The sequence below is a fragment of the Halomonas stenophila genome (assembly GCF_014192275.1).
Taxonomy (GTDB): Bacteria; Pseudomonadota; Gammaproteobacteria; order Pseudomonadales; family Halomonadaceae; genus Halomonas; species Halomonas stenophila.
Window position 1 is genome coordinate 35,858 of sequence record NZ_JACHXR010000008.1, and the last position, 17,618, is coordinate 53,475.

At 69.5% G+C, this 17,618-nt stretch carries 16 protein-coding genes and 1 pseudogene; 8 read left to right on the plus strand and 9 right to left on the minus strand.

What is annotated here, in order from left to right; genetic code table 11:
• Positions 1–5 precede the first annotated feature (5 nt).
• The 5 genes and pseudogenes from FHR97_RS13620 to FHR97_RS13640 form a co-directional block, all read right to left on the minus strand.
• Positions 6–656, minus strand: coding sequence for a BRCT domain-containing protein (locus FHR97_RS13620; RefSeq protein ID WP_183384362.1), 651 nt, complete (start codon positions 654–656; stop codon positions 6–8).
• A gap of 196 nt (positions 657–852) precedes the next feature.
• Positions 853–1,059: pseudogene (locus tag FHR97_RS13625) on the minus strand (type II toxin-antitoxin system RelE/ParE family toxin); the annotation flags it as partial.
• 66 nt (positions 1,060–1,125) lie between these two features.
• Positions 1,126–1,314, minus strand: coding sequence for a type II toxin-antitoxin system RelB family antitoxin (gene relB / locus FHR97_RS13630; protein ID WP_183384363.1), 189 nt, complete (start codon positions 1,312–1,314; stop codon positions 1,126–1,128).
• Positions 1,315–1,329: 15 nt separating this feature from the next.
• Entirely contained in the window at positions 1,330–1,671 is a 342-nt protein-coding gene (locus FHR97_RS13635; protein WP_183384364.1) for a YbjQ family protein, read from the minus strand.
• Between the two features lie 98 nt (positions 1,672–1,769).
• Positions 1,770–3,221 (minus strand): sigma-54 interaction domain-containing protein, encoded by a 1,452-nt coding sequence (locus tag FHR97_RS13640; protein ID WP_183384365.1) that lies wholly within the window; start codon positions 3,219–3,221, stop codon positions 1,770–1,772.
• Between the two features lie 174 nt (positions 3,222–3,395).
• On the opposite strand from FHR97_RS13640, the gene speB reads away from it, so the two are divergent.
• The 4 genes from speB (at position 3,396) to FHR97_RS13660 (ending at position 8,957) form a co-directional block, all read left to right on the plus strand.
• Entirely contained in the window at positions 3,396–4,346 is a 951-nt protein-coding gene (gene speB, locus FHR97_RS13645; RefSeq protein WP_183384366.1) for an agmatinase, read from the plus strand.
• Positions 4,347–4,419: 73 nt separating this feature from the next.
• Positions 4,420–5,805 (plus strand): YjiH family protein, encoded by a 1,386-nt coding sequence (locus FHR97_RS13650; protein WP_183384367.1) that lies wholly within the window; start codon positions 4,420–4,422, stop codon positions 5,803–5,805.
• Positions 5,806–5,815: 10 nt separating this feature from the next.
• Positions 5,816–7,453 (plus strand): 5-guanidino-2-oxopentanoate decarboxylase, encoded by a 1,638-nt coding sequence (locus tag FHR97_RS13655; RefSeq protein ID WP_246404007.1) that lies wholly within the window; start codon positions 5,816–5,818, stop codon positions 7,451–7,453.
• Between the two features lie 55 nt (positions 7,454–7,508).
• Complete coding sequence (locus FHR97_RS13660; protein ID WP_183384368.1) at positions 7,509–8,957, plus strand: aldehyde dehydrogenase family protein; 1,449 nt, start codon at positions 7,509–7,511, stop codon at positions 8,955–8,957.
• A gap of 73 nt (positions 8,958–9,030) precedes the next feature.
• Here FHR97_RS13660 and FHR97_RS13665 read toward each other — a convergent pair whose 3' ends face one another.
• Positions 9,031–9,552 carry a SixA phosphatase family protein gene (locus FHR97_RS13665; RefSeq protein ID WP_183384369.1) on the minus strand — a complete coding sequence of 174 codons (522 nt, stop codon included), beginning with the start codon at positions 9,550–9,552 and terminating at the stop codon, positions 9,031–9,033.
• Positions 9,553–10,000: 448 nt separating this feature from the next.
• Between FHR97_RS13665 and FHR97_RS13670 the strand changes: the two genes are divergently transcribed.
• Positions 10,001–11,194: a GAK system CofD-like protein gene (locus FHR97_RS13670; protein WP_246404009.1), complete on the plus strand. Its 1,194-nt coding sequence runs from the start codon at positions 10,001–10,003 to the stop codon at positions 11,192–11,194.
• 1 nt (position 11,195) lies between these two features.
• On the opposite strand, the gene FHR97_RS13675 is transcribed toward FHR97_RS13670, so the two are convergent.
• Complete coding sequence (locus tag FHR97_RS13675; protein WP_183384370.1) at positions 11,196–11,378, minus strand: hypothetical protein; 183 nt, start codon at positions 11,376–11,378, stop codon at positions 11,196–11,198.
• 127 nt (positions 11,379–11,505) lie between these two features.
• On the opposite strand from FHR97_RS13675, the gene FHR97_RS13680 reads away from it, so the two are divergent.
• Complete coding sequence (locus FHR97_RS13680; RefSeq protein WP_183384371.1) at positions 11,506–12,939, plus strand: amidase; 1,434 nt, start codon at positions 11,506–11,508, stop codon at positions 12,937–12,939.
• A gap of 35 nt (positions 12,940–12,974) precedes the next feature.
• Here FHR97_RS13680 and FHR97_RS13685 read toward each other — a convergent pair whose 3' ends face one another.
• Positions 12,975–13,895 carry a LysR family transcriptional regulator gene (locus FHR97_RS13685; RefSeq protein WP_183384372.1) on the minus strand — a complete coding sequence of 307 codons (921 nt, stop codon included), beginning with the start codon at positions 13,893–13,895 and terminating at the stop codon, positions 12,975–12,977.
• 169 nt (positions 13,896–14,064) lie between these two features.
• Between FHR97_RS13685 and aptA the strand changes: the two genes are divergently transcribed.
• Both aptA and FHR97_RS13695 read left to right on the plus strand, forming a co-directional pair.
• Positions 14,065–15,420, plus strand: a complete 1,356-nt coding sequence (aptA, locus tag FHR97_RS13690; protein ID WP_183384373.1) for an omega-aminotransferase AptA — start codon at positions 14,065–14,067, stop codon at positions 15,418–15,420.
• Between the two features lie 11 nt (positions 15,421–15,431).
• Positions 15,432–16,922 carry a CoA-acylating methylmalonate-semialdehyde dehydrogenase gene (locus FHR97_RS13695; RefSeq protein WP_183384374.1) on the plus strand — a complete coding sequence of 497 codons (1,491 nt, stop codon included), beginning with the start codon at positions 15,432–15,434 and terminating at the stop codon, positions 16,920–16,922.
• A gap of 152 nt (positions 16,923–17,074) precedes the next feature.
• On the opposite strand, the gene FHR97_RS13700 is transcribed toward FHR97_RS13695, so the two are convergent.
• On the minus strand, positions 17,075–17,527 hold the full coding sequence (locus tag FHR97_RS13700) for a universal stress protein (protein WP_183384375.1): 453 nt from the start codon (positions 17,525–17,527) through the stop codon (positions 17,075–17,077).
• Positions 17,528–17,618: the final 91 nt, after the last annotated feature.

A 17,618-nucleotide genomic window follows, 5' to 3' on the forward strand; every position in this document is an offset into this window, starting at 1 on the left:
ATGGGTCAACGATACAGCCAGGCGGCCCAGTGTTGCTCACTGACAAGGTGGATCGGCAAGCCCTGGTCACGCAGTTCCACGGCATGCTGGATCTTGCGCCCATAGTTGGATTGCGCCCAGTCGGAACTTCCGAGGTTGCCGATCACCAGGAAGTGCGTGGCTCGGGTGGGTGCCTGCTGCGGAGCCGCCCCTCGGGCGGCCAGTTCAGCCTCGCATTCACGGCACGTGCCGGTGATGAACTTTCCGGTGAGCACGAAGTTACAGCCTTCGAACTCGACCTCCGGCGCCGGCTGGCAGAGGGGCAGCGTGCTGGCCTGCCGGCTGGCAGTGGTGTCGCCATCGAGGCTCCCGCCACCGATGTAGTCCAGCAACAACCCCATCAGCTCAGCCTCCTCCTCGGCATCCAGGTGCCGGTCTGCGAGCATCTCCTGCAGACGCTGGAACAGCACGTCGAACGGCCAGACGCTGAGTGACTCCGGATGTTCCTCGAGCCAGCGAAGCAGGTATTCGGCTTCGGACTGATTCAGGGTGCCATCGGCCAGCATGCCGCGGGCCAGACCACACAGCTCGTTGGCATCGCGAGTGGCGTTTCGGGCAAGCGCCAGCCGCCGGTTGACGGGCTGGCCGTAGGCATCGGTGAGTGTTGTTCTGCTCATGTATTGCTCCCTTTGTCGTTCCCCTGGCACAAGAGCCAGGTTCAGTGTGGCAAAGGAAAGCGAAGAGCAGTGGGAGAGTGCGACAGCGCTTCGTCGACCCGCTCGAGCGCGTCGGCCTAGCCAGTTCCAGTCAAGCACGTCCCAAGGAGCGGGCGATGCCAAGCGCGGGTGGAGGAGCGACTCCGGAGGCAGGGGCCTAGATGGGGGCCTTGTGCGCAGGCCGAGGAGCGAGCCAAGCGAAGCCCGTCATGGCATGGGATACAGAGCCGGCAGCGACCCAGAGGATAGCCTGGCGAGCGTGCAGCACGTCGAGAATGGTGATGCGGTCCGAGGCGACGCGGTAGATCACCAGGTAGTTGGGGTGAACGACGGCCTCGCGAGTGCCGGCGACGCGCCCGGGGCGTAGTGATTGCGGTCACCCAGGTAATCGAGGATGGTCCACAGCGACTGTCGGGCCTTGGGCCATCATTCAACCGGCAGCATGGCGCCGCTTGGTGTCGAGCAGCTCGCGCATCTCGGCCATCACGTCGTCGTGCGGTACCGAAGGGCGGGGATCCTCGAGGCTCTCGCGAATCTGCTCACGAAACCAGCGGTCATAGCTGTCCGCCTGTTCCTGGGTCTCGAACTCGGAGACGATCGGATCCAGCGGGGTGGTCATGATATGGGCTCCGGGTCAGGCCCGCGCCACCTTCACGGCGGTCCCTGTGGCCACCAGGAACAGCATCGACTTGCCACCGCCGGAGATCTCGCTGTAGTCGAGATCCACCGCGATCACGGCGTTGGCGCCCAGCGCCTCGGCCTCCCGGCGCAGTTCGTCCAGGCAGGCGACCCTGGCATCACGCAGCGCATCCTGGGAGGACTTGTTGCGGCCACCGAAGAAGTCGCGCAGCCCGGCGAACATGTCCTTGAGCACGTTCATGCCGAACACGCACTCCGCGGAGACGATGTCGAGATGTTCGGTGACGCGATAGCCCTCGAGATGGGACGACGTGGTCAGCAGCAGGCGGTCGGACATGGGCGTTCCCTCGGGTCAGCATTGCCATGAGGCAGCCCTGCGGAGGGCCGATGAATGTCATCAGGGTAGGCGGCGCGCGCGGCCCGTACAACGACCGGCTAGTCCCCGGGCGAGGCATCCCGGCCGATCCGTAACCCATGCTGGCGGAGCTTGCGGACCACGCTGGGCTGGCTGATGCCCAGGCGCTCGGCGATCGCATAGGTCGAGGTCCGCTCGCCGCACAGCTCGGCCAGGATGGCCCGCTCGGTGCGCGCCAGGGCCGCCTTGAGCGTTTCCCCGTCGCGCAACCCCGCGCCGTCGGGCGCCGTGGCCGTCATGCCGTTGCCGCCCGCCCCGGCTGTGCCCCCCGTCGAGTCGCGAGGATGCCCGGTGCCGGCCTGTCCGTCGGCGCGAATGACATCATCCGCCGCCGACAGCCAGGCTCGCTCGAGCCAGTTCTCCAGTTCGCGTACGTTGCCGAGCCAGTCCCGGCCCATCAGTTGCTGCCAGACATCCCGTGCCATGATCTTGTCGCGCCCATAGCGGCCATTGAGGCGCTTGAGCTGGCGCTCGACCAGCCCGGGGATATCCTCGCGGCGCTCGCGCAGCGGCGGCAGCGTCACGGGAATGACATTGAGGCGATAATAGAGATCCAGGCGGAACTGGCCGACCTCCACGAGGCGCGCCAGGTCCTGGTTGGTTGCCACCACCAGGCGGAAGTCGACGCGTCGCGGCCGGGTATCGCCGAGCCGCGTGACGCTGCTGTCCTGGATGACCTTGAGCAGCTTGGTCTGCATCGCCAGGGGCAACTCGCCGATCTCGTCGAGGAACAGCGTGCCCCCCTCGGCCTGCTCCATCAGCCCCGCCTTGCCCCCCGGCGCGGCGCCGCTGAAGGCTCCATGCCGGTAGCCGAACATCTCCGACTCGAACAGGCTCTCCGGGATCGCCCCGCAGTTGACGTCGATGAAGGGGCCGGCCTGGCGGGGGCTCCAGCGATGCAGCTGCCGCGCGAAGGCGGTCTTGCCGACGCCGGACTCGCCGAGCATCAGCACCGTGGCATCCGTCGGCGCCACGCGCTTGAGCAGCAGTGCAATCTCGCGCATCACCCCGCTGCGCACTTCCAGGTCGTCCAGCTCGGCCTCGAGTCCCGGCTCGTCGGCGACGCCGCTGCGCCGCAGGTGATCGCTGAAGCGCCGCTGCAACAGGGCATATTCCTCCTGCAGCAGCTGCAGGTCGGTCAGGTCCATGGAGCGGCTGACCACGGCGGCCAGCCTGCCGTCACGAAACACCGGGTGGGCCTGGGCGATGACCCGCCGTCCGGTGCCCGTCACCTGCATCACCTGGGCGGGCTTGCCGGTGCGCATGACCTCCAGGCTGATGGACGGTTTCAGCACTCCCCGAGCCTCGAGCTCTTGCACGGTGGTCCGGCAGAGCGCCTCCCGGGACATGCCGTACACCGCCGCCGCCGAGGGGCTGACGTCACGCACCCGGCCGTCGGCATCGACCACGAAGAAGTGGTCATGAGCGGTGTCGATGATGGTGCGCAGGATCTCACCGTCGATGTCGCCCATTCGGCCGCTCCCGATACAGAAGTGGATCATTGATGCAGCAGTGTATCACCTCCGGCGAGGCAATGATCCATTTATGCATCGTCGCGACGTAAAATCCTCACATATCAGAATGTTACAAGCTGGCACGTTTCCTGCTTGAAATACAGGACATCCATTGGCGAGACGGAGCCTTACGTGAGCGACTTCAATCAACCCCTGGGCGGCAACGAGATGCCGCGCTTCGGCGGCCCCGCCACCATGATGCGCCTGCCCACCCAGGCCGATGCCGCCGGCCTCGACGCCGCCTTCATCGGTGTGCCCATGGACATCGGCACCTCCAACCGTCCCGGCACCCGGCTCGGACCGCGCCAGATCCGCGACGAGTCGCGCATGCTGCGCCCCTACAACATGGCCACCCGCGCCGCCCCCTTCGACAGCCTGCAGGTCGCCGATATCGGTGACGTGCCGATCAACACCTTCAACCTGCCGAAGAACCTCGACATCATCACTCGCTACTACGACGAAGTGCTGTCCCATGGCTGCGTACCGCTGACGCTCGGCGGCGATCACACCCTGACCTGGCCGCTGCTGCGGGCCATCGCCCGGAAGCACGGCCCGGTCGGGCTGATCCACATCGATGCCCACGCCGACGTCAACGAGCACATGTTCGGCGAGGAGGTCGCCCACGGCTGCCCCTTCCGCCGCGCCCAGGAGGAGGGGCTGCTGGACAGCCAGCGCGTGGTGCAGATCGGCCTGCGCGGTACCGGCTACGCCGCCGACGACTTCGACTGGTGCCGCGATCAGGGCTTCCGGGTCGTCACCGCCGAGCAGTGCTGGTACAAGTCGTTGGCCCCGTTGATGGCCGAGGTACGCGAGCAGATGGGCGACGCCCCGGTCTACATCTCCTTCGACATCGATGGCCTGGACCCCTCGGTGGCCCCCGGCACCGGCACCGTCGAGATGGGCGGCCTCACCGGCCAGCAGGGCCTGGAGATCGTGCGCGGTGCCTGGGGCCTCAACGTGGTCGGCGGCGACCTGGTGGAAGTCGCGCCGCCCTACGACCCCAGCGGCAACACCGCGCTGATGGGCGCCACCCTGCTCTACGAGATGCTCTGCGTGCTGCCCGGCGTCCGGCGCCGTGACTAGGCTCGACGCCCCCTCGTGACACCCCGGCCCCGGGCCGGGTTCGACGATTACAATGTCAACAAGGGTAACTGCCATGCCGTCCCCTCTCGATTCCGCCTCGGCCCTCGCCGCCGAGACCACCCCGCTCAGCCGCCACGGGCTGCTGAAGTTCCTGATCCCCTCGCTGCTCGGCGTGGGCCTGTTCCTGGTGCCCTTCTCCACGGGCGACACCATCAATATCGGCATGGGCCTGATGGCCGATGGTCTCAAGGCCCTGCTCGGCGAGGCGCTGCCTGCCATCGCCACCCTGGTGCTGTGCCTGTCGGTGCTGTTGACCGGCATCGTCAAGCTCACCCGGCCCGGCTGGGCCCGGGAGGGCATGCTGCGCGAGCTGTTCGACGTGGCCCCCCTGTGGGTGATCATGCGCTCCCTCGGCGCCCTCTTCGCGCTGATGACCTTTTTCCAGGTCGGCCCGACGGTGATCACCGCCTCCTTCACCGGCGGCGTGATGCTCAACGACCTGGCGCCAGTGCTGCTGACCTTCTTCTTCTTCGCCGCCATCCTGCTGCCCTTCCTGGTCGACTTCGGCTTCATGGAATTCATCGGCAGCCTGGTGCGCACGCCCTTCCGCATCATCTTCGGGCTGCCGGGGCGCAGCGCCATCGACGCCACGGCCTCCTGGATGGGCTCCGGCACCGTCGGCGTGCTGATCACCACCCAGCAGTACGAACAGGGCTTCTACAACCGCCGCGAGGCCTCGGCGATCGCCACCAACTTCTCGATCGTCTCCATCGCCTTCGCGCTGCTGGTCACCAGCTTCATCGGCATCAACCACCTGTTCGTGCCCTTCTACCTCACCGTGGTCGTCGCCGGCCTCGTCGCCGCCGTGATCGTGCCGCGGCTGCCGCCGCTGTCGCGCAAGCCGAACAGCTACCACGAGCCGGTCGGCTGCCAGATCCAGGAAGAGAACACCGGCAACCAGAACCTGCTGCGCTACAGCCTGGGCATGGCCGTGGCCCGCGCCGAGCAGGCTCCCGGCCCGCGCCAGCTGCTGCGTCACGCCCTCTTCAACGTCGCCGACATCTTCTTCGGCCTGCTGCCCCTGGTGATCGCCATCGGCACCGTGGCCCTGGTGCTGGCCGAGTTCACGCCGCTGTTCACCTGGCTGTCCACGCCCATGGTGCCGGTGCTGGAGTGGATGCGGGTGCCCGAGGCCGAGGCGGCCGCCCCGGCGACCCTGGTCGGCTTCGCCGACATGTTCCTGCCGGCGGTGCTGGCCAGCGACATCGAGAGCGAGCTGACGCGCTTCGTGATCGCCTGCCTGTCGCTGACCCAGCTGATCTACATGTCCGAGATCGGCGCGCTGCTGCTCAAGTCGAAGATCCCGCTCAAGCTCTGGGAGCTGATGGTCATCTTCCTGCTGCGCACCGCCATCACCCTGCCGATCATCGTGGTCATGGGCCACTGGCTGGTGGGCTGAGGACATGCCCATGCCCCTGAACGGAGAGACACCGATGACCTGCGCCGAGCTGCTGATCCGCCTGCTGCGCGACACCTATGGCACCGACACCGTGTTCGGCATTCCCGGCGTGCACACCGTGGAGCTCTACCGCGGAATGGCGGGCGGCGAGGCGAGCGGCCTGCGCCACGTGACCCCGCGCCACGAACAGGGCGCCGGCTTCATGGCCGACGGCTACGCCCGGGCCACCGGCCGGCCCGGGGTGTGCTTCATCATCACCGGCCCCGGCATGACCAACATCGCCACCGCCATGGGCCAGGCGCTCGCCGACTCGGTGCCGATGCTGGTGATCTCCAGCGTCAGCCGCCGCGACACCCTGGGCCGTGGCCAGGGACGGCTGCATGAGCTGCCGAGCCAGCAGCAGCTGATCGCCGGGGTCGCCCGCTTCAGCCAGACGCTGCTCGACCCCGATGCCCTGCCGGAGACCCTGGCCCGGGCCTTTGCGGTGTTCGAGGGGGCCCGGCCGGGGCCGGTGCATATCGAGATCCCCATCGACCTGTTCGACGCCCCGGTGCGCGCCCTGCGCACCTGGCAGCGGCGTTCCCTGGCGCCAGCCGCCCCGGCCGAGGCGGCGCTGGCCCAGGCCGCCGACTGGCTCGGTGCCGCCGAGCGTCCGCTGGTGCTGCTCGGTGGCGGCTGCGTGGATGCGCCCGGGGCCGCCCGCACGCTGGTCGAGGCCCTGGACGCGCCCACCGTCACCACCATCAACGCCAAGGGCCTGCTCGGCCGCGACCACCCCCTGGACCTGGGCGCCAATGCCTCGCTGCCGGCGGTGCGCGCGCTGGCCCGGGAGGCCGACGTGGTGCTGGCCATCGGCACCGAGCTCGGCGAGACCGATTACGATGTGGTCTTCGACGACGGCTTCCGCCTGGACGGCCGGCTGATCCGGGTGGATGTCGACCCCCAGCAGCTCGCCCGCAACCAGGCCGCCGACCTGGCCCTGGTGGCGGACGCCGGCCAGACCCTGGACGCCCTGGCGGCGCGCTTCGCCGGCGTGCGCCTGGCGCGTGACGGAGCCCCCCGCACCCGCGCCGCCCTCGCGGCCCTGGACCTGCCCCGGGATCCGGCCTTCGCCGCCTATGTACCGCTGTTCGCGACCCTGCGCGAGGCGCTGCCCGAGGCGATCCTGGTCGGCGATTCCTGCGCCACCACCTACGCCGCCAACCACCTGGTCGCCCAGCCGGCCCCGCGGCGGTTCTTCAACGCCTCCACCGGCTACGGCACCCTCGGCTACGGCCTGCCGGCGGCCCTGGGCGCCAGCCTCGCCCGACCCGACCTGCCAGTGGTCGCGCTGGTCGGCGACGGCGGCATCATGTTCACCCTCGGCGAGCTGGCCTGCGCGGTGGAGGAAGGGCTGCCGGTGGTGATCCTGCTCTGGCACAACCAGGGCTACGAGGAGATCCGCCGCTTCATGGACGACGCCGGCGTCACCCGCCTGGGCGTCGACATCCGGGCCCCGGACTTCCTGACCGTGGCCCGGGGCTTCGGCTGCCTGGCCACCCGCGTCGCCGCGCCCGCCGAACTGGCCCACGCCCTGGCCACCCGACCCTCGGATGGCCCCTTGTTGATCGAGATCGATGCCGCCGCCTGGCAGGCCGCCGTCGACTGATCCCCGTCTGTCTCTCCCAGGCCGTCCCACCGGTCGGCCCAACCGGAGCCTTGCCGTGCAACGACTGACCACGCAGTTTATCGACAATCAATGGATCCCCTCCCGAGGGGCGCGCTCGCTCGCGGTGACCGATCCCTATCGCCAGGTGCCGATCGCCGAGCTCACCGCCGGCGATGCGGCCGATGTCGACGCCGCGGTGGCCGCCGCGCGTCGCGCCCTGCCCGCCTGGCAGGCCCTGGGCGGCGAGCGCCGGGCCGCCTACCTCGAGGCCTTCGCCACGGTACTCGTCGAGCGACGCGAAGAACTGATGCGCCTCTCGTCCACCAACAACGGCAAGGCGCTGGCCGAGGCCGGCATCGACCTGGACGATGCCATCGCCTGCTACCGCTACTACGCCGGCCAGGCCCGGGCGCTCGAGGCGCGCCAGGGGCGCCTCGTCGAGCACGGCATGGACGGCATCGAGGCCCGTAGCTACGAGGATCCCGCGGGGGTCGTGGGCCTGATCACCCCCTGGAACTTCCCGCTGGTGACCAGCGCCTGGAAGATCGCCCCGGCGCTGGCCGCCGGCTGCACGGTGGTGTTCAAGCCCTCCGAGGTGACGCCGCTGCCCGAGCAGGCGCTGGCGGAGATCGCCCTCGAGATCGGCCTGCCCGCGGGGGTGCTCAACCTGGTGCACGGCGACGGCGAGGGCATCGGCGCGCCGCTCACCGCCCACCCCGGCGTCGACAAGCTGTCCTTCACCGGCAGCAATGCCGTGGGCGAGAAGGTCATGCGCGCCGCCGCCGAGGGCGTGCGCGGGGTGTCGCTGGAACTCGGCGGCAAGTCGCCGATCCTGGTGCTCGACGACGCCGACCTCGAGGCGGCCGCCGACTGGGTGATGGCCGGCATCTACTTCAACTCCGGCCAGATCTGCTCGGCCACCTCGCGGCTGATCGTCCACGCGTCGCTGGCCGAGGCGCTCTATGCGGCACTCGCCACGCGCATCGACGCCCTCCGCCTGGGCGACCCGCTGGATGCCGCCACCGACATGGGGCCCATGACCAGCGCCCGTCAGCGCCAGGCCGTGGAGGGCTACCTGGCCGTGGCCGGCGAGGAGGGCCTCGTCGCGGTGCGCGACGCCCGCCATCGCGAGCTGCCCACCCAGGGCGAGTTCGTCGCCCCGACCCTGTTTCGCGACGTGCCCAACGAGAGCCGCCTGTGGCGCGAGGAGATCTTCGGCCCGGTGCTCTGCGCCCGCAGCGTCGAGAGCGACGCCGAGGCCATCGCGCTGGCCAACGATTCCGCCTTCGGCCTGGCCGCCACGGTGATCTCGGGGGATACGCAACGTGCCCGGCGCGTCGGCCGCGCGCTTCGGGCCGGCAGCATCTGGTTCAACAGCGAGCAGCTGGTGATGCCGGAAGCCAGCTGGGGCGGCTTCGGGATCAGCGGCATCGGCCGCGAGCTCGGCCCCTGGGGACTCTCCGCCTATCTCGAGGTCAAGCACCTGATCGGTCCGGCGGACTAAGCGCCCCCTGGCGCGGGGACCGGCGACGCCCCGCGTGGACACCGGGCCACCCCTCGGCAAGGAGCGGAAGCGACTAGGGAAGATCCGCCGGCAACTCCCGCACCCGCTGGATCTCGACCAGGCGCGCCTTCCCGGCGCCGAGCGACGACCAGGGCCCGTCGAGCGTCAGGCGGGCCAGGCTGGCGGTGGGCAGCAGCTTGCCATCGTCGGGCACGGGGGGCGATTCGGGCAGCAGCCAGACCAGCAAGGCCTCGAGGCCGGGGTTGTGGCCGACCACCATCAGTCGCGAGACCGCGGCGGGGCAACACGCCACCGCCTGCACCAGCGCCTCGGGACCGGCCTCGTAGAGGCTCGCCTCGATCACCACGGCGTCACGGGCCAGCCCCATGGCCTTGGCGCACGTCTCCGCGGTGGCCCGGGCGCGCTCGGCGGGCGAGGTCAAAATCCGCTCCGGCACCCGGCCCTCCCGGGCGAGCCAGGCCCCCATCCGTCGCGAACCGCGCTTGCCGCGCTGCTTCAGCGGCCGCGCCATGTCGCAGACCGGTTTCGACCAGTCGGACTTGCCGTGGCGCAGCAGTAGCAGTTCTCGGGGCATGACGTGCCTCCTTGACGATGGCGAGGCCTCTCGACGGCTCGGAGGCGTCGCCAGAGGGCCTGCCTCGCCGCATGGCGCGGCCGGGCTGGCATCCGACGCGAGTGATTTCAGGATAGCCACCAGCCGGGCCACGGGCGCCCCCTCGGGTCTACGGCACCGGCCATCACCATGGCATCCCCTACCCCGCCAGGAATGTTGCGCGCCTTTTCCCCGCCAGGCGTATCGCCTCTTTCCGGAGAACCCGCCTGTTCGGCCCCTGGATCCCGTCGCCGGCGGCTCGACCCTGGCGCCGGAATGCCACTTCTTGCCATCTTCGCGGTCCAATCCTGCCACAACGACATGGCCTGTCCGCATGCGGCGGGCCAACCCGGCATCGACAGGCGACAAGGCCAGCACAACGAGATAACGTCGCCAGCCAGGCAGGCACCCAAGCCGAAGGAAAGGATGCATGATGGATATCCGGCCGCCCCGCACCGACCAGGTGCTCGACCCACTGCGAGTCCGACGCTATCGGCAGGCCCCGGAACGGGGCCCCAGGCTGCTGTTCTTCAGCGGCGGCTCGGCCCTCGAGGGCATCTCGCGCCGACTGCAGCGCTACAGCCACAACACCATCCACCTGGTGACGCCCTTCGATTCCGGCGGCAGCTCGGCCACGCTGCGCGACGCCTTCGGCATGCCGGCCCTCGGCGACCTGCGCAGCCGGCTGATGGCCCTGGCGGACGAGACTGTCCCGGGCCACTCGCAGGTCCACCGGCTGTTCACCCACCGCCTGCCGAAGGAGGCCGGGTCGGACACCCTGCGGGCCACCCTGGACGCGCTGGCGAGCGGACACCACCCCCTGATCGACGACATTTCCAACCCCATGCGCCGCTTGATCTGCCATCGGCTCGGCGTCTTCCGGGCGGCCATGCCCGACGACTTCGACCTGCGCGGCGCCAGCATCGGCAACCTGATCCTGGCGGGCGGCTACCTGGACGGCCGACGGCAGCTCGACCCCCTGGTCCGGCGAGTCTCCGAGCTGGTCCACGTGCGGGGCACCGTGCGTGCGGTGGTCGGCGATGACTATCACCTGGCGGCCACCCTGGCGGACGGCCGTCGGGTGCTCGGCCAGCACCGCATCACCGGCAAGGAGGTTCCGCCACTGGACACCCCCATCGCACGGGTCGACCTGTCCGCCAGCGGCGAGGCGCACGTCCCGGTCACGGCGGCGCTGCCCGAGGAGAACCGCCGGCTCATCGCCTCCGCCGACCTGATCTGCTATCCCCCCGGCAGCTTCTATTCCAGCGTGCTCGCCAACCTCCTTCCCGCCGGGGTCGGCCGGGCCATCCGCGATACCCCCTGCCCGAAGGTGTTCATTCCCAACCCGGGACATGACCCCGAACAGGTCGGCCGGGACCTGCCCGGCCTGGTCACGACCCTGGTCGAGACCCTGCGCCGCGATACCGGCGAGGCCTGTCCCGCCTCGGCGCTGCTCGACGTCATCCTCATCGACAGCCGGCACGGCGACTATGTCGGGCACCTCGACGCCGACTTCCTGGCCGAACTGGGGGTGACCCTGATCGACACCCCCCTGGTCAGCGAGCGCAGCGCCCCTCACTTCGACGAGGACCTGCTGGTGGCCGCCCTGCTGTCGCTCGCCTGACTCAGCGCCCGGCGGCGGCGTCTGGCCGCAGCGACTCGACCACGAAGGCCTCCATGGCCTGGACGGCCGGCGACAGGCTGCGCCGCCCGGGGCGCAGCAGGCCCAGCTCGCACTCGACCAGGGGGACGAAGCGCAGCCGCTCGTACTTGGTGCGGCTCCCGTCGCAGGAGGATAACCACGGCATGGACCCGACGGCAGAGACATGCCGGAGACGCGCCCCATCGTCCACACTGATGGGAGACGCCGTCCCGGCAGACTTGGAGGGGCCGGAGCGGCATCGCCGAACGTCACCCATGCCGAGGAGTGCCACCATGTCCTCCCTCCGGCCGGCCGAAGACCTCGCTTCCCTGACTGCCGCGGAGGCCCTGTTCCGTTTCCGCCGCGGCGCCCTCTCGCCGCTGACACTGGTCGAGGACTGCCTGGCTCGCATCGAACGCGAGAACCCCGCGATCAATGCCTTCGCCCATGTGGCTGCGGCATCGGCTCGCGCGGCGGCCCGGGCCTCCGAGGCCCGCTGGCGGGCCGGGACGCCTTGCGGTCCCCTGGACGGGATCCCGGTCACCCTCAAGGACATGACCCGCACCGCCGGCATGCCGACCCGGCTGGGCTCGCTCACCACGCCGGAGGAAGGCCCCTGGCGGGACGACGCTCCCATCGCGGTGCAGCTGCACGAGGCAGGAGCGGTGATCCTCGGCAAGACCACCACCCCGGAATACGGCTGGAAGGCCGTCACCGACTCGCCGTTGACCGGCGTGACCCGCAACCCCTGGGACACGCGGCTCACGCCGGGCGGCTCCTCGGGCGGGGCGGCGGCCGCGGCGGCGCTCAACCTGGGGCTGCTGCACCAGGGCAGCGATGCCGGCGGCTCGATCCGCATCCCCTGTGCCTTCACCGGTACCGTCGGCCTCAAGCCAACCTTCGGCTGGGTGCCCCAATGGCCGGCCAGCCCCATGGGCACCCTGTCGCACCTGGGTCCGATCGCCCGCCGCGTCGAGGACGTCGCCCTGATGCTGGAGACCCTGGCCCGGCCCGATCCCCGGGACGGCTACCTGGGCAATCCTCGCCGTCCCGACTGGCTGACGCCGCCGCCTCCCGACCTGCGAGGCTGGCGGGTCGCCCTGAGTCTCGACCTGGGCTACGTCGAGGTGGCACCGGACATCGCCTCACGTGTCCGGGAAGCGGCGGAACGGCTCCGGGAACTCGGCGCCCGTGTCGAGGAGGTGACGCCCGGGTTCGCCTGCCCCCTGGAGCCATTCAACACCCTGTGGTTCGCCGGCGCCTCCCAGTTGCTTGCTTCCTGGAGCGCGGCCCAGCGACGGCTGCTGGACCCCGGGCTGCTCGATATCGCCCTGCGCGGCGCCGCCCTCACCCTCGCCGACTACCTCGCCGCCTGCCGGGCCCGGGAGCGGCTGACCGCGCAGCTGGCAGACTTCCACCGGCGCTTCGACCTCCTGGTCACGCCGAGCCTGCCGCTCTCGCCCTTCACCGCGGGCCACGACGTGCCGCCCGGCGGCCCCTATCGGGAATGGATGGAATGGACGCCCTTCAGTTACCCCTTCAACCTCACCCAACAACCGGCCATCTCGCTACCCTGCGGCCTCGATGACCATGGCCTGCCAGTCGGCCTGCAACTGGTCGGCGCCCGGTTCGATGACTTGCGGCTGATCCAGGCCGCCCGCCTGCTGGAGGCCCGGTTGCCGAGGCAGTTCCCCGAGACGGCCCGCCGGACGGCCGAAGACGACTAGGCCGGGGAGCCTCCGTGGAGTCGCCAGGACGTGAATCACCCCTCCACCCGCTGGCCCAGCTCCTCGAGATAGCTTTCCAGGACCCGATTGGGCGGGGCCCCCTTGCGGGTGATGGCGCTGTAGCGGGTGACGTAGCGGCAGGTGTCCGGGTTCAGGGCGCGCAGCTTGCCGTCACGCACCCAGCGCTCGGCGAAATGGGTCGGCAGGTAGCCGATATAGCGGCCGGTGAGGATCAGGAAGGCGATGCCTTCCCGGTCCGTGGCCGAGGCGGTGGCCTCGAGGGGTTCATGCAGCGCCTTGATCTCCGGGCTCTGGGCATAGGCCGGCGTCACCGCATCGCTGCTCGCCAGTTGCTCATCCGTCACGGTCTCGGCATCGAACAGCGGATGGTCGCCGGCGCAGTAGAGCTGCGACGTCTCCTCGTAGAGCGAGAGGTAGTCAAGCCCGGGCAGGGTCTTGATCGCGGGCACCACCCCGGTGTGCAGGCGGCCGTCCAGCACGGCGAGCTCGATATCGTGGGGCGGGATCATGCGGATGTTGATGCGCACGTCGGGGCCGCGCTCCTTCAGCGCGCTGAGGGCATCGGTGATGTGCATCTGCGGCATGGTCACCAGGTTGTCGGTGATGCCGATGTTGAGCTCGCCCTTGAGCCAGGCATGCAGGCTGTTGACGCGGGTGCGAAAGCCCTCCGTCGCCGCCAGCAACTGCAGGGTGGCCTCATAGACCTCGGCGCCCTCGTCGGTCAGCGCGAAGCCGCTGCGGCCGCGTTGGCACAGCCGCAACCCCAGCCGCGTCTCCAGATCGCTCATCGCCATGCTGATGGCGGCACGGCTGATGGTCAGCTCCACCTCGGCGGCGGAGAAGCCACCGCATTCCACGACCTTGCGATAGATGCGCAGCAGCCGCAGGTCCGCATCACTGAGCTGCCCCGTCAGGGCCTCCTTGCGGCGTGTCATGGCCTCTCCCCCCGCGGTGATGGGTCTCCTGCAGCCTATGCCGGACGAGCCAGAAAGTTAAGCCATCGCTTACATGAAATTCAACACGTCTAGATTTAACTTATCGCCGCCCTAGACCACGCTTCCCTGCACAGCCACCAACAAGACGATGACCAGAGAGGGTGCTGCCATGTCAGATCGTTCTCTCCAGCAGACCGCGGGCCTGACCGCCGAGCAGCTGGATGCCTACTGGATGCCCTACTCCGGCAACCGCCAGTTCAAGCGCGACCCGCGGATCATCGTCGGTGCCGAGGACAGCTACTACACCGCGGCCGACGGTCGCCGGATCTACGATGGCCTCTCCGGCCTGTGGACCTGCGGCGCCGGCCATGGCCGCCCCGAGATCACCGAGGCCGTGGCCCGGCAGCTGCAGCAGCTGGACTATGCCCCGGCCTTCCAGTACGGCCACCCCAAGGCCTTCGAACTGGCCCACCGGATCCGTGAGCTGACACCGGCGGGTCTCGATCACGTGTTCTTCACCGGCTCCGGCTCCGAGAGCGCCGACACCGCGCTGAAGATCGCCCGGGCCTACTGGCGCAAGAAGGGCAAGCCCACCAAGACCAAGCTGATCGGCCGCGCCAAGGGCTATCACGGGGTCAACTTCGGCGGCACCAGCCTGGGCGGCATCGGCGCCAACCGCGCCCTGTTCGGCCAGGGCATCGATGCCGACCACCTGCCGCATACCCTGCTGAAGGAAAACGCCTTCACCCGTGGCATGCCCGAGCGCGGGGCCGAGCGCGCCGACGAGCTGCTGGAGCTGATCGCCCTGCACGATGCCTCCAACATCGCCGCGGTGATCGTCGAGCCCCTGGCCGGATCGGCCGGGGTGATCCCGCCGCCCCGGGGCTACCTCGAGCGCCTGCGCGAGATCTGTGATGCCCACGACATCCTGCTGATCTTCGACGAGGTCATCACCGGGTTCGGCCGCATGGGGTCGATGACCGGCGCCGAGGAATTCGGCGTAGTGCCGGACATCATGAACGTCGCCAAGCAGCTGACCAACGGGGTGGTGCCCATGGGCGGGGTCATCGTGCAGGGAGAGATCTACCAGACCTTCATGGCGCAGGGCGGTCCCGACTACATGATGGAGCTGCCCCATGGCTACACCTACTCGGGCCACCCGGTGGCCTGCGCCGCGGCCCTGGCCACCCTGGACGTGCTCGAGCAGGGTCGCCTGATCGGCCGCGTGCGTGAGATGAGCCCGGTCTTCGAGGACGCCCTTCATTCTCTCAAGGGCGGCCTCAAGGACAGCCGCCATGTCAGCGATATCCGTAACTACGGCCTCGCCGGCGCCCTGCAGATCGAACCCTACCCCGGCGAGCCGGCTCGCCGTCCCTTCGAGATCGCGATGAAGTGTTGGGACAAGGGGTTCTACGTGCGCTATGGCGGCGACACCCTCCAGCTCGGCCTGCCCTTCACCGTCGAGCGCGACGAGATCGACCGACTCATCAACGCCCTTGGCGATGCCATCGGCGAACTGGATTGAGAGGATTCACCATGACCATTCTTGGCCATCTGATCAACGGCGCCCGTGTCGACGACGCCGCGCGCACCCACGACATCTTCAACCCCTCCACCGGCGAGGTAGGCGGCCAGGTCAGCCTGGCCAGCCAGGCCACCGTCGAGGACGCCATCGCCGCCGCCCAGGCCGCCTTCCCGGCCTGGCGCGACACCCCGCCCGCCAAGCGCGCCCGCACCCTGTACCGCTTCAAGGCCCTGCTCGAGCAACATGCCGACGAGATCTGCCGGCTGATCGGCCAGGAGCACGGCAAGATCGTCCACGACGCCAAGGGCGAGCTTGCACGCGGCATCGAGAACGTCGAGTACGCCTGTGGCGTGCCGGAGCTGCTCAAGGGCGAGTACAGCAAGAACGTGGGGCCCAACATCGACTCCTGGAGCGAGTTCCAGCCGCTGGGGGTGGTCGCCGGCATCACGCCGTTCAACTTCCCGGCCATGGTCCCGCTGTGGATGTACCCGATGGCCATCGCCACCGGCAACACCTTCGTGCTCAAGCCCTCCGAGCGCGACCCGACCTCGACGCTGTACATCGCCGAGCTGGCGCTGGAAGCGGGCCTGCCCGCCGGCGTGCTCAACGTGGTCAACGGCGACAAGGAAGCCGTCGATACCCTGCTCGACGATGCCCGCGTGCAGGCCGTGAGCTTCGTCGGCTCCACGCCGATCGCCGAGACCATCTACTCCCGCGCCAGCGCCAACGGCAAGCGCTGCCAGGCGCTGGGCGGCGCCAAGAACCACGCCGTCGTGATGCCCGACGCCGACATGGACAACGTGGTCACCTCGCTGACCGGGGCCGCCTTCGGCTCCTCCGGCGAGCGCTGCATGGCGCTGTCCGTGGCGGTGGCCGTGGGCGACACGGCGGCCGACGCCCTGATCGCCAAGATGCAGGCGCAGATGAAGACCCTCAGGGTCGGCCCCTTCCATGACGCCGAGAACGACTTTGGCCCGGTCATCACCAGGGCCCACCAGGAGAAGGTCTGCGGCTATATCGACAGCGCCGAGCAGCAAGGCGCCGAGATCGTCGTCGACGGCCGTGGCGTCCAGGTGCCGGGCTTTGAAAACGGCTTCTACGTCGGCGGCACCCTGATCGACCGCGTGACCCCCGAGATGACCTGCTACCTCGAGGAGATCTTCGGCCCGGTGCTGCTGGTGGTCCGCGCCGGCTCCATGGAAGAGGCCATGCGGCTGATCGACGATCACGAGTACGGCAACGGTACCTGCCTCTATACCCGCGACGGCGAGGCGGCCCGCTACTTCAGCGACCGCATCCGGGTGGGCATGGTCGGCATCAACGTGCCGCTGCCGGTGCCGGTGTCCTACCACAGCTTCGGCGGCTGGAAGCGCTCGCTGTTCGGCGACCTCGCCGCCTACGGCCCGGACGCGGTGCGCTTCTACTCCAGGCGCAAGACCGTCACCCAGCGCTGGCCGTCGGCCGGGGTTCGCGAGGGCGCGCAGTTCGCCTTCCCCTCCTGATGCCATGACCGGCAGTCACGTCCTGCCGACGACACGGCCGAACCAGGCTGCCTGGTTCGGCCGTGTTCGTCGGGATCGACGGGGGAGGTCCGAAGGGTCGAGGCGGGCCACCGGGCCTCCGCCGGATTCGGTGTCATGCGTGTACCCGGGCGTCAGGCCACGGTGATGACCGTGCACTCGGCGACATGGCTGACCTTGTGGGAGGTGCTGCCGAAGAGCATGCCGCGCATGTCACTGACCCCGCGACTGCCCATCACGATGGCATCGACGCCGCGATGCCTGGCCTCATGGAGGATGCCCTCGGCCGGCGCCCCCTGGCGGATCACCTCCTCGACCTCGATACCCTGCAGGTCGACGCTGTCCCGGACCTTCCTCAGGGCCGCCTCGGCATCCTGCTTGAGGGAGTCGGACACCTTGCCCCAGTCCTCCGCGGTGAAGGGTTCGGGGGTGCCGCCGGTGAACAGCCCCATGTTGCCGGGCGGATACTCGGCCACGGTCAGCAGGATGAGGGACGCGGACGAGGCCCGCGCCAGCTGGGCCGCGACGCCCAGCGCCTTGGCGGAATGCTCGGAGCCGTCGACGGGCGCGAGGATCGACGTGTACATGATCACCCCCTGGCAGGATGCGATGGGAAGGGCCCGGCATAGGCCCTGCTTATAAGCCTAGTCGCTTCCGCCTCGCCGGCAACGCCGGACG